The sequence below is a fragment of the Noviherbaspirillum sp. genome (assembly GCF_035654295.1).
GTDB lineage: Bacteria > Pseudomonadota > Gammaproteobacteria > Burkholderiales > Burkholderiaceae_D > Noviherbaspirillum.
Genome location: NZ_DASRXF010000031.1, coordinates 1 through 11,574, shown reverse-complemented (window position 1 = coordinate 11,574; position 11,574 = coordinate 1). Strand labels below are relative to the sequence as shown.

The 11,574-nt window shown below is 64.1% G+C and carries 9 protein-coding genes; 5 read left to right on the top strand and 4 right to left on the bottom strand.

The window, feature by feature from the left end; genetic code table 11:
• Positions 1-457: glycosyltransferase (locus VFF99_RS03765; RefSeq protein ID WP_325015139.1), on the top strand; the 457-nt coding region annotated here is incomplete at its 5' end.
• On the top strand, positions 441-1,445 hold the full coding sequence (locus VFF99_RS03760) for an acyltransferase (RefSeq protein ID WP_325015138.1): 1,005 nt from the start codon (positions 441-443) through the stop codon (positions 1,443-1,445). The genes VFF99_RS03765 and VFF99_RS03760, both read left to right, overlap by 17 nt.
• 111 nt (positions 1,446-1,556) lie before the next feature.
• Here the strand turns inward: VFF99_RS03760 and VFF99_RS03755 are convergent, their stop codons facing one another.
• From VFF99_RS03755 to VFF99_RS03745, 3 genes are all read right to left on the bottom strand, one after another.
• Positions 1,557-2,540, bottom strand: a complete 984-nt coding sequence (locus VFF99_RS03755; RefSeq protein ID WP_325015136.1) for a glycosyltransferase family 2 protein — start codon at positions 2,538-2,540, stop codon at positions 1,557-1,559.
• Positions 2,537-4,654 (bottom strand): DUF6311 domain-containing protein, encoded by a 2,118-nt coding sequence (locus tag VFF99_RS03750; protein WP_325015134.1) that lies wholly within the window; start codon positions 4,652-4,654, stop codon positions 2,537-2,539. Before VFF99_RS03750 ends, VFF99_RS03755 begins: the two co-directional genes overlap by 4 nt.
• 288 nt (positions 4,655-4,942) lie before the next feature.
• Positions 4,943-5,704 carry a Crp/Fnr family transcriptional regulator gene (locus VFF99_RS03745; RefSeq protein WP_325015132.1) on the bottom strand — a complete coding sequence of 254 codons (762 nt, stop codon included), beginning with the start codon at positions 5,702-5,704 and terminating at the stop codon, positions 4,943-4,945.
• 278 nt (positions 5,705-5,982) lie between these two features.
• On the opposite strand from VFF99_RS03745, the gene VFF99_RS03740 reads away from it, so the two are divergent.
• Genes VFF99_RS03740 through VFF99_RS03730 form a run of 3 tightly spaced genes read left to right on the top strand, consistent with a single transcriptional unit; the run spans position 5,983 to position 10,929 of the window.
• Positions 5,983-7,344: a FecR family protein gene (locus tag VFF99_RS03740; RefSeq protein WP_325015130.1), complete on the top strand. Its 1,362-nt coding sequence runs from the start codon at positions 5,983-5,985 to the stop codon at positions 7,342-7,344.
• 28 nt (positions 7,345-7,372) lie between these two features.
• Positions 7,373-9,256 (top strand): adenylate/guanylate cyclase domain-containing protein, encoded by a 1,884-nt coding sequence (locus VFF99_RS03735; RefSeq protein WP_325015129.1) that lies wholly within the window; start codon positions 7,373-7,375, stop codon positions 9,254-9,256.
• On the top strand, positions 9,256-10,929 hold the full coding sequence (locus VFF99_RS03730; RefSeq protein WP_325015128.1) for a tetratricopeptide repeat protein: 1,674 nt from the start codon (positions 9,256-9,258) through the stop codon (positions 10,927-10,929). Before VFF99_RS03735 ends, VFF99_RS03730 begins: the two co-directional genes overlap by 1 nt.
• Before the next feature lie 399 nt (positions 10,930-11,328).
• On the opposite strand, the gene VFF99_RS03725 is transcribed toward VFF99_RS03730, so the two are convergent.
• The coding region (locus tag VFF99_RS03725; RefSeq protein ID WP_325015126.1) for a hypothetical protein at positions 11,329-11,574 on the bottom strand (246 nt) is incomplete at its 5' end.

The window sequence follows — 11,574 nt, the reverse complement described above, 5'->3', positions numbered from 1 at the left end:
CATCGATTCGGAACTCGAAAAACAGGCCTGCGACGCGCTAATCGAAAAACTCGGCATCGCCAACAAGGTAACCTTCATCACCGACTTCCTGCCGGAAGCGGAATGCCTGGCGCGGCTGCAGACCGCCGACCTGATCGTCTACCCCTATCAGCACACCCAGGAATCGGCGAGCGGCGCGGTACGCATCGGCATCGCCGCCGGGCGGCCGGTCGCGGTGACGCCACTGCCCATCTTCGACGACGTCGCCGGCGCCGTGCATGTGCTGCCCGGCACCGAACCGGAAGCGCTCGCCAGCGGCATCAAGCGCCTCCTCGATGATCCGGCGGAGATCGGGCGGCAGGCCGCCAGGACCCAGCAGTGGGTGGCGGCGCGCGAATGGCCGCTGCTCTCGGTGCGCCTGCTGAACATCATCGACGGCCTCGCCAACCCGCTGACCACCGATGCTCGGAACGTTTAGGCTTATCCTCGCGCTGCTGGTCGCGCTCAGCCACGCCGGCGTGGCCATTGCCGGGTTCAACCCCGGCGTGGTCGCCGTCGTCTGCTTCTACCTGATTTCCGGGTATGTGATGACCGGGCTGCTGCGCGACCACTATGCAAGCATCGGACGCATCCCGCACTTCTACCTCGACCGGGCATTGCGGCTCTTCCCGCAATACCTCGCCATCTGCGCGATGACGCTGGCGTGGTTCCTGGCGGCGGGAAGGCATACCGCCTTCCTGCAGCATGCGCCGCAGTGGTCCGACCTCGCCGCCAACCTCATTGTCGTGCCGCTGAACTACTTCATGTTCAACGGCACCGACAAGTTCACGCTGATCCCGCCGGCATGGTCGCTGGGCGCCGAGATCCAGTTCTACCTGCTGATCCCGCTGCTGCTGCTGTTTCGCCTGCGCCTGCTCGCCTTCCTGGTCGGCCTCGCGGTGTTCTGCGCCGCCGCCTGGGGGCGCCTGCACACCGACACCTTCGGCTACCGGCTGCTGCCGGGCGTGCTGGTGTTCTTCATGCTGGGGTCGGCGTTATACGATTCCCGCAAGACGAATAGGGGGCTTGCGATCGTCTTCGCGGGAATCACGGCGGCCATCGCCTTCGGCTTCGTGCTCTCGCACTTCGGCAAACTGATGTCGCCGTACAACCCGGAAACCCTCATCGGCCTCGTCATCGGCCTGCCGCTCGTGTACTGGCTTGGCAAGCTCCCGCAGCACACGCTGGACAACCGGCTCGGCGATCTCTCATACGGCGTATTCCTGAACCACTTCCTGATCCAGTGGGGATGGATAGGCGAACCAGCGGGTGCGGCCGAATTCAGCGCCTACCTCGCGGCAAGCATCGTGCTCTCCGCACTCACGCAGCGTCTGGTGGAGCGCCCGGTGCTGCGCTGGCGCAAAGGCCTTCGCGCACAAAAAGAAAGTAGGGTGGGTAGAGCGCAGCGAAATCCGCCAAGCGCATGATGTGAGGGTTGGGGCGCATGCTGGGTTTCGCTGCGCTCTACCCAGCCTACGGTTCTTTATAAAGGACGGTAGGGCGGGTAGAGCGAAGCGAAACCCGCCAAGCGTAACGAACTACTTCCGCGGCACCTTACGCGGCGGCTTGATCACATACGGCGGCCGCCCCTTGATCTCGTCATACAGCCGCGCCAGGTAATGCCCGATGATCCCCAGGCTGAGCAGGATTGCGCTGCCCATGATCACGATCAGCAGGTTGACGGTCGTGAATCCGTCCAGCGCCTGCCCCTTGAATTTCTGCACCAGGCTCATGATGCCGATGACGGCGCCGAAAGCGAGCGTGACCAATCCGAGGTAGGACACCAGCTTCAGCGGCAAGCTCGAAAAGCTGGTGATGTTGTTGATCGCGTAACGCATCAGCGACAACTTGCCCCAATGCGTCGTCCCCCCGTTGCGTTCCGCCACCGTGAACGGCAGCTGCGCACTCGGGTACTGCGCCCAGCCGATGATGGCGCGGAAGAAGCGGTGGCGTTCCGGGAACGCGAGGTAGGCGTCGATCACTTCGCGGTCGAGCAGCTTGAAATCCGAATGCCCGCGCAGGTCGAGGTCCGCAAAGCGCCGGAACAGGCCGTAGAAGGCACGGGCAAACATCCCCTGCGACAGCGTCTCGTTGCCGCGATCCTGCTTGACCCCCTCCACCACGTACAGCCCCTGCCGCCACAGTGCAAGCATTTGCGGAATCAGTTCCGGCGGATGTTGCAGGTCGCCGTCCAGCACCACGGCGGCATCGCCTTTGGCATGGGCCAGCCCCGCAAGGATCGCCGCTTCCTTGCCGAAGTTGCGCGTGAAGGACAGGGGCCGGATGCGTTCATCCTGCTGCGCCGACAACGCGATTTCATCAGCGGTATTGTCGAGCGACCCGTCGTCGACCGCGAGCAGTTCGAGCGTGTACCAATTGCCGCTCGCCGCCTCCAGGATGGCGGCGAGGTTGGCGCGGACGATCGGCCCCTCGTTGAATACCGGGACCACAAGGCTGATCAAGGGCTTCGCGTCCTGTTCACGTTCCGGCCTGGCCAGCATGGAGTTTGTTGCTACGTTCATTGCGAAATTTTTCTCAGTGCGATTCCGACAAGCTGCAGGTCGCCGTGGCCGGGGAAGTAGGTCCGGATTTCCAGCGGCAGTTTCACGCCGCCGGTGTCGAACTCGCCTTCGATGCGTTCGGTGGCGCCGCCCGTGCCGCGCAGCGCGCCGCGCGCGATTTCCGGGCCGCCGTTCAGCACGATATCCCAGCGTCCCGCTTCCTGCGTCGCGTCGGCCTGGCTTGCATACGCAATGGCGTAATGATACCGCCCCGGCGGCAGCACGATGTACGGGCCGTAGGAAAGAAATCCCGGCTTGTCCGGCGCGGCCGGCACCAGGCGGTCATCCTGAAGCTTGCCGATCTGCGTAGGCAACACCGCGGCCGGCCAGTTGCCGTACTCCTTCAGCGGGGCAAGCGGCTTCGCGTCCAGCCCATGCCAGTCGCCCGGCACCACCCCGGCCTTGCAGGCTACCGCCGCGCGCCATTTCACGCATTCGCCTCGCTCCGACGCCTTGCGAAAGCCAGCGGGCACGATGAAAGGATTGTCCGCATAGTCCGCCGGCATGATGTAGAGGTTGCGCGGCGCGAACGCGTTGTCGAATGCGCGCCTGTTCGCGGCGCAATCCACATTCGGGCGCGCGATGTAACCGGTGTCGACCAGCTTCCCGTGCTCGGCTGCAACGCGCTGGAAGAACTGGTACACGCGCGGGTCTCCATCGGCGCAGCCGAAGGCCGGATAGATGTTCACCTTGTCTATCTGCGCGAGCACGTTTTTCCAGGTCTGCAAGTCGCCGGACGAAGGCGCTGAAGCAATCGCAATCAGGCGGTTGCGCAGCAAGCTGGTGTCGACCCATTGCAGGCACAGCGCCACGGCCATCAGCACCGCGACGGCCATGGAACGTTTGCGGAGAAGGGCAGCGAGAGTGGCGAACAGCAACAGGTAAGCGACCGGCCAGAAGAACCGGCCGCCGGAGCGGAAGGTGCCCGTGATCTTCTCGAAGAGCGTCGGCAGTTGGAAGGACCAGAGCTGCTGTGTCCCGAAGTAGGCGACATTGGAGGCGGCATAAACGCCGAAGCCTGCCAGCACGGCAATGAGCGCGGGATGACGTTTGAACGACGCGGCAAGATCGCGCGCCCCGGCGACGAGTGCAAACGGCATCAGCAGCAGCACGCCCGCGCCGAGATAAGCATAGCCCTCGTACTGTCCACCCGTGGCATCCGCCACCTGGTAGGCGCCGAACTGGTGCTGCAAGGTCTCCTGCGCGCAAGCAACCAGCTTGCCGCCGCAGAAGGGCGTAAGCAGGTTGGTCGAGTAATAGCCGTAGCCGAAGGTTGTCGTCCCGCCATGTCCGAAGTAGCCGAGCACGAAACCGACCGCGAGGATGGCGATAACCGACACCAGCAGACGCACAAGCTGGCGCATCCAGCCCTCGCTGCCCCGTGCCTGCTCCACCAGGAAGGCCAGGAACAACGGATAGCAGAAGGCGAAGAAATAGGGATGTACCGTCAGCGCGACGACGCTCAGCGCAATGAGCGCGCCGGCGGCCGCATCCGCGCGCCACTCGCCCTGCCGCCCGAGGAAGTAGATCGCGAACGCCGCGAGGATGATCCCCTGCGTCATCAGCGACGGATGGCCGATGCGCCACAGCAAGGCGGGCCATGTCAGCGCGAAAAACGCCGCGCAGCCGGCTGCCAGGGCATGACGGGCGCCGAGCGCGCGCACCAGGAAGACGGCGGCCAGCGCCTGCGTCAGGAAAGCCAGCGCATGCCAAAGGCCGATGTAATGGAACCCGGACGGCAGCCAGACCGCCGCTGCCTTGAACAGCAGCGCGGCGAGCGGAATGCTGTCGGTAAAGGCAATGCTTGTGCCTTGCGGATGGTTCAGGCGCTCGGTATGCAGCAGCGGGAAGCGCCAGGCATCCATGGCATAGAAGTGCCAGCCTGCGACGTGCTGCGAGGCGTCGCCATTCTCGAAGAACGCGCCGTGCCCGGCAAGGAAAGCGGGCGGGAACAGGAAGGCGATGAAAGCGATCGCAAGCAGCGCTGCGAGACCGTAGCAGAATGCGGGCGAACGCTCGTCGAAGAGGGCGTCCTGGATGCGATGGAAACGGGAGCGTCGGAAGGCGTGCGCCATGGGCAGTCGTTGTTATTGTGCGCGGCGCGGGGCCGTGTGGTGGCATGGGGCAGCACTATAACGCGCTCGGGGGCTTCTTGCCAGATGGGCGGTGTGGTGGGTTTCCTTTGTGCGCTATGGCGGGTTTCGCTTCGCTCTACCCACGCTACGTTTCTTTGTGCGCTGGTGGGTTTCGCTTTGCTCTATCCACCCTACCGTCCTCTATAAAGAATCGTGGGGTGGGTAGAGCGCAGCGAAACCCACCAGCGCACAAAGGAACGTAGCGTGGTAAAGCCCACCAAAACGGCGCTACGCCACCTTCTCCGATTTTTCCGGCTTCTCGGCCTTGACCGGCTTCTTCGCCGCGGCATTCGCCTGCGGTAATTCATCCAGCCCGACATTCGCTGCATTCTTGAGCTGGTCCGGACGATGAACGATCAGGATCGCGCCCTTCTTCTCGACGATGTTCATCTTCATCAGCGTATGCAGCGCGCGCGATACGGTTTCCCGGCTGGTATTCACCATGATCGCAATCTCGTGCTGCTTGGGCAGGCCTTCGATCACCTGCCGGCCTTCGTTGGTGTCGCGCACAAACTGTTGCAGCTGCGCGAACACGCGTTGGAAAGCATTCGGAATGCTCAGCAAGGTGCGCTGGCGCGAAGACGCGCGCACGATCTGCGCGAAATGGGTCAGGAAGCGCTCCGCGATCAGCGGGCGGTTGAAAATCAGCGCGCGCGCCTGCGCGGCAGGCAGGAAGGCCACTTCGGAAGTCTTCACCGAGACCACCGACGCCGACCGCGGCTGGCCGTCGATCACCGACAGCTCGCCGAAGTAGGCGCCCGGCGAAATGAAATGGATGCCGATTTCGCGGCCGTCCTCGGTCACGTCCACCACCTGCAGCTTGCCCTGGAGCAGGAAGGCCAGGCCGTCGCCCGAGTCGCCCTTGCGCAGGACGATGTCGTGGCTGAGGTAGGTGCGGCTGCTCATCAGCCCGGCAACGGTCTTCAGCGTTTCCGGGTCAAGACCTTTGAACAGCGGAATGTTGGCGGCAGTTTCAAGCGGGATGGGCATCTAGCTTCAGATCTGAGACAGCACCGGCACGGGCCGGACGAAACGATAAAAATCCAATAACTTCAAGCAGTTGGGCAACTTGTCGATCCTCAATTATTGCTCAAGACACTCGTTTGCGCGTAGGAATTTTTTCCAGCTGCACAACCGTAAGTTTGCGTTTTCACAAGTTTACCGACTCTTAATACAACGCCTGGCTGACAAATATGCCCCTCAGCAACCCAAACTGTTATACTTTTTCCCCAAATATCAGCGTTTTAGGCGTGTAAAAGAGGGACAAGATGCAACCGGTCGTTTGGACTAGCTGGAAGAAACTCGCCGTACTGGTCTGCTTGACAGTGTGGTCCGCCTGCGCGCTCGCCGCCGATATCGCCGGCTCCGTATCCTTCGTCATCGGCGACGCCAGCGTGATCGGCGACGACGGCAAGCCGCGCAATGTCGCCCGCGGTGACAACATCAACGCCGGCCAGACGCTGCAGACCGGTTCCACCGGCCACATTCACCTGCGCATGGTGGACGGCGCCTTCGTCAGCATCCGCCCGCAATCCCGCCTGCGCATAGAAGACTACAAGTACGACGCCGCCAATCCGGCCAACAACCGTATCAAGTTCGTGCTCGAAAAGGGCGTCGCTCGCAGCATCACCGGCCGCGCCGGCGAAGCCTCCAAGGAAAACTACCGCCTGAACACCCCGCTGGCCGCCATCGGCATCCGCGGCACCGACTTCGTCGTCCAGGCGGCCGACAACGTCACCCGCGTCACCGTGCAAAGCGGTGCGGTCGTCATGGCTCCGCTGGCCGCCGACTGCCTCGCCGGCGCGCTCGGCCCCTGCAAATCCGCCGCCAGCCGCGTGCTGACCGCTGCAATGCGCGACGCCTACCTCGAACTGCGCAACCGCAACGAAGCGCCGCTGCTCGTGCCCGCCGAAAAAGCGCTCGAATCGCCGAACCTGCTCGCCCCGCCGCGTCCCGAAGAGCCGCGCCCGGTGGCCGACAAGCAGTCCAAGTCCAACCCGGCGCTCGATTCGCGCGACCCGATCCGCGAAGCGGCCGTCGACAGCATCAAGACCAAGGTCGATGCAGCCGCCGGTAACGGTGGCGGCAATGGCAACGGCGGTGGCCAGGACGTCGTCACCGCTCCGCCGCCGCCCGCTCAAAAGTTCTGGTGGGGCCGCTGGTCCAGTTTCATCCAGCCCGGCCAGGAAGGCAGCAGCTTCGTCGCCGCGCTCGCACCCGGCCGCGAACTGGCGGTCGGCAACGACGTGTTCGGTATCGTGCGCGAATCCGGCAACATCCTCGTACCGCACAGCGGCATCGCCAAGTTCAAGCTCGGCGATTCGGAAGCCTACATGATGGAAGGCAAGACCCTGACCGCAGCCCAGGTCAGCAACCCGAGCCTGACCATCGACTTCGGCGCCAAGCGCTTCGACACCTCGCTCACCGTCAACAGCAACGGCCACGCGCCGGTTGCAGTCCAGTCGTCCGGGCAGGTGACCTGGCAAGGCGAACTGCGTGCCGACGCCAATAGCAACGGCACCCGTCTGCAAGGCGTGTTGTCCAACGACGCCAGCCAGGCGGCCTACGTCTTCCAGCGCGATGTCTCCAACGGCCTGAGCGTAGTGGGCGCGACACGCTGGTACCGCTGATATCCGCCGAATCCGTTTCCCCCGGCAGATGCTGCGGTACTTCTTGCTCGGCGTCTCGCTCTGCGCGGCCCTGATCGCTCCTTCCGTTTTTCCCGGCCTGTTCACCCGCGTCGATCAGGCGCTGAGCGACTGGCGCGTGCGCTTCGCGATCGAGCCGCGCCCCGAATCCCGCCTCGTGATCGTCGATGTCGACGAGCGCAGCCTTGCCGAGCTTGGCGCCTGGCCCTGGCCGCGCGACACGCTGGCCCGCCTGCTTAAGACCCTCATCGATGACTACGGCGTCGCCGCCATCGCGGTCGACATGGTATTCCCCGAGCAGCGCGCCAACGACGACGTGCTCGCCGCGCAGCTGCGCCGCCCCGAAGTCACCGGCGCCGTCGTGTTCGACCTCGACCAGCGCAACCTCTCGGCACTGAACTTCGTCCTGCCGCCCAACATGCCGATCCGCATCGACGCCGGAGCCCCCAAGCTCTACGGCGTGCCGGTCGTCACCAACCACCCCGGCCTGCAGCCCAGCCGCGTCGGCCACATCACGCCCATCTTCGATTCCGACGGCGCGGTGCGGCGACTGCCGCCGGTGGTCTGCGCCGCCGGCGCCGACTGCCGCCCCAGCCTGGCCGTGGCCACCTTCGCCGGCATGATCGACAGCCCGCGCCTCAATCTCACTGCCGGAAAAGGCCCGCTCGCCCCCGCCTGGGAACTCGCCATGCAGACCGACGACGGCGCCACCCTCGTCACCCTGCCGCTCGGCGGCGACGGCACCCTCGTCGTTCCCTACCGCCATGCCCGCGACGACTGGACCTCCGTCTCCGCCGCCGACGTCCTCAAGCACAAGCCCGACCCGTCCGTGCTCAAGGGCGTCGTCGTCCTCATGGGCGCCACCGCGCTCGGCCTGTCGGACGTCATCGCCACGCCGCTCGGGCCGATTGCTGCCGGCCTCGAACCGCACGCCGAAATCCTGTCCGCCTTGCTCGACGACGACTTCGCCTACGTGCCCTACTGGGGCACTGCCATCGTCGGCAGCCTGATGATCCCGTTTGCCGTGCTACTCGCCGTGCTGCTCGGCCGCTACGACAAGCCGCTCCACCGCGCAGCCGTATTCCCCGCATGGCTCCTGTTCAGTTGGGGTAGCGGCGCCGTGATCGCGATGGTTGCGCTGAAATCCTTCGGCCTCCTGCTGCCGCTGTCGCCGCTGCTGGTATTCCCGCCGTTCGCCGTGCTCCTGATCCTGTCCGTCGAGCTCTACCGCGCCGGGCGCGACCGCGCCGGCGTCATCGCGCTCCTGTCCGCCTACCTGCCGCGTCCCGTAGCCGACCGGCTCACCGCCTTCGGCCAGCTCACCACCGCCGTCGACGCCTCGCGCCGCGAAATCACCGTCCTTTTCGCCGACATCCACGGCTTCGCCGGCCTCAGTGAAAACAGCACGCCCGAAGTCGTTGCCCGCCTCATGCAGCGCGTCTTCACCGAAATGGCCGAAGCCGTCGTCAGCCACCACGGCACCATCGACAAATTCATCGGCGACGCCGTCATGGCCTTCTGGAACGCCCCTGACGACGACCCCGACCACGCCGCACACGCCCTCGCCGCCGCCCAGGACATCCAGCGCCGCACGGCCGCGCTCGGGCCCTTCTGCGAAGAGCTCGGCCTGCGCCCGATACAGGTCGGCATCGGTCTCGAAACCGGCCTCGCCCTCGTCGGCAATTTCGGCTCCGCCCACCGCCGCACCTTCACGGCGCTCGGCGAACCGGTTATCCTTGCCAGCCGGCTGGAAGGATTGACTACCACCTACAACGAACAAATCCTGATCGGCCACACCTGCGCCGAAGCGCTGGGCACGGACAAGCTCCGCGCCCTCGGCGCCGTCCAGATCCGCGGACGCCAGCAACAGGTCACGCTTTACTGCCCCAACTGATGAGCGAAAAATCCTATCCACCGTTGAAACGCACACCGGCAAGGACAGGTGCGTCCGGAGAAAATGGAGCAGGGTGGGTAGAGCGCAGCGAAACCCGTCAAGCAGGCGTATCTGGAGCGCATGGCGGGTTTCGCTTCGCTCTACCCGCCCTACGTACAGCGATGGGCGAAGAGAAAAGCACACCGGCAATCCCGCACGCCCCCCAAGAACCAACCGCACTCCCCGTAGGGTGGGTAGAGCGCAGCGAAACCCACCAAGCCCACGTAACTGGAGCGCACGGTGGGTTTCGCTCCGCTCTACCCACCCTACGAACGGCACTGCGCACCTTAATCACCGCCGCATTCCTAGCCGCCGCCGCACCGTCCCAAGCGCAGCCCGAGCCGCCCACCTCCGTAACCGGCATCGCCCCGTCCGATCTGGCCGCATACCCCGAGGTCCGCGCCCACGTCGAAAAAGGCCGCTACCTCGACGCCCTGGCTGCCCTGCAGGCCGTGCAATCCGCACACGGCGACGACCCTGCCTACTTCAACCTGCTCGGCATCCTCGCCCTCAAGATCGGCGACCACGCCACCGCCGTCACCGCCTTCGAGCGCGTCGTCCTGATGCAACCCGAGAACGCCGGCGCCTGGCTCGACCTCGCAATCGCCTCCGCAGAATCCGGCAACACCACCGGCGCCACCGCCTATTTCGACTACGTGGAATCCACGTTCAACCCGCCGCCCGTCGTGCGGGTCGTGATCTCCCGCTATCGCGCGCGCATGGCGGCGCGGGTGGACGAATCGCCGTGGCAATCGTACGCAGACGTCATGGTCGGCGTCGACACCAACGCCAACAGCGGCCTGCAGACAAGCGCTATCCCGCTCACCTTCGGCGCCGACCGCATCAACCTCATCCTCGACCCGTCTCTGCAGGCCCGCACCGACCAGTTCACGCATCTCGGCATCGGCACCCGCTACCGCGAACGCCTGGGAGACAACATCGCCGAAGTATCGATGGGTGTGCGCACGCGCGAATACGTGCATGAAAAGAACTTCTCCACCGTTGGCGCCAACCTCAGCGCCGGCCTGCACCGCTCAACGCTGCTCGGCGACGCCAGCGCCTGGCTCCACCTCGAACGCCTCTGGCTGGGCGGCAGTTCCCTGATGAACAACCTGCGCGCCGTCGTGCAGGTCGAGCGCCCCGTCGAAGGCTGCCGCCTCGGCGCAAGCGCCGAGTTCGAGTGGCGCCGCTACACCGCACTGAAAACCCTCGACGCCAACGTGCTATGGGGGCAGGCCGGCATCGCCTGCGACTGGAAACTGGCACAGATCCCCGTCCAATCCATCCTGATCGGCCGCTTAGGATTCGACGACCCAACCGGCCCGCGTGCCGGCGGCTACACCCAGCACAACGAACTGATCGCCCAGTTGGGCATGCCCGTCGCATGGGGCGCCCGCGCCGACCTCAGCCTCACCCTGGCCCAGGCCCGCGACGACGAAGGCTACAGCCCGCTCCTCGAACAGAACGCCCCGCGGCGCCTAGACCGCCAGACCCTCCGCCTCAGCGTACTTGCCCCGGTGACAACGGAAGTCGACCTCCAGCTCCTCGCCGAAGACAACCGCTTCAAATCCAACCTTGCGCTGTTCCGGCAGAGTGGAAGAAGCCTGACCGTGGGCTTCCGCTATCGTTTCTAGTCAGCAACACACCGGTCGGCAAGCCCAAACAACGAGCCCGGCTCGGGCCTAAAAAATTTGCAAACGCAAATCCCCCACGAAGGAAAGCGCCCCCGCTCCAACCTTGCAAGATAAAGGCATCATTCCGGCGAAAGCCGGAATCCAGCGTCGTACAAGCCGTAAGCAAAACCACAGGCCAAGTGCACAGCAAACAACAAACAGGTGGGGCAGGGAAAAGCAAAAACTCCGTCTGTCACCAAAAAGCGACGTAGCTAAAACACCAAGTTCCCGACTTCAGCGTGATTCTTTATATTTAATTCCTATAAAGAACCGGGAAAAATGCGCGAGATAAGAATAAAAAACTTGCATTTATCGCCAAAAACTCCACAAAACCCGTTCCAGAAAGCCATTTTCGTTGGACTATGACAACATTGCCGGGTTAGAATCGCGTGCGTTGTACAAGCACCAACGTTCCGATGCGTGTTGTTTTTGGTCAAAAAAAGGATGGGTGTGATGACCATCACATTTATTCTTTACCCGACTCAATACCATACGCAACAGCAACTGGCTGAACTTCAATAAAAGCTGGCTTCGCTGGGATCTTAACTTTTCCTTTTTGGGAGTTTTTACATGGCAATTACCACTCAAATGCGTACTGATGTTGCT

Coding starts and splice junctions, on each gene's coding strand:
- VFF99_RS03755 (WP_325015136.1), bottom strand. CDS start 2,540: ATGAACGTAGCAACAAACTCCATGCTGGCCAGGCCGGAACGTGAACAG.
- VFF99_RS03740 (WP_325015130.1), top strand. CDS start 5,983: ATGCAACCGGTCGTTTGGACTAGCTGGAAGAAACTCGCCGTACTGGTC.
- VFF99_RS03745 (WP_325015132.1), bottom strand. CDS start 5,704: ATGCCCATCCCGCTTGAAACTGCCGCCAACATTCCGCTGTTCAAAGGT.
- VFF99_RS03750 (WP_325015134.1), bottom strand. CDS start 4,654: ATGGCGCACGCCTTCCGACGCTCCCGTTTCCATCGCATCCAGGACGCC.
- VFF99_RS03735 (WP_325015129.1), top strand. CDS start 7,373: ATGCTGCGGTACTTCTTGCTCGGCGTCTCGCTCTGCGCGGCCCTGATC.
- VFF99_RS03760 (WP_325015138.1), top strand. CDS start 441: ATGCTCGGAACGTTTAGGCTTATCCTCGCGCTGCTGGTCGCGCTCAGC.
- VFF99_RS03730 (WP_325015128.1), top strand. CDS start 9,256: ATGAGCGAAAAATCCTATCCACCGTTGAAACGCACACCGGCAAGGACA.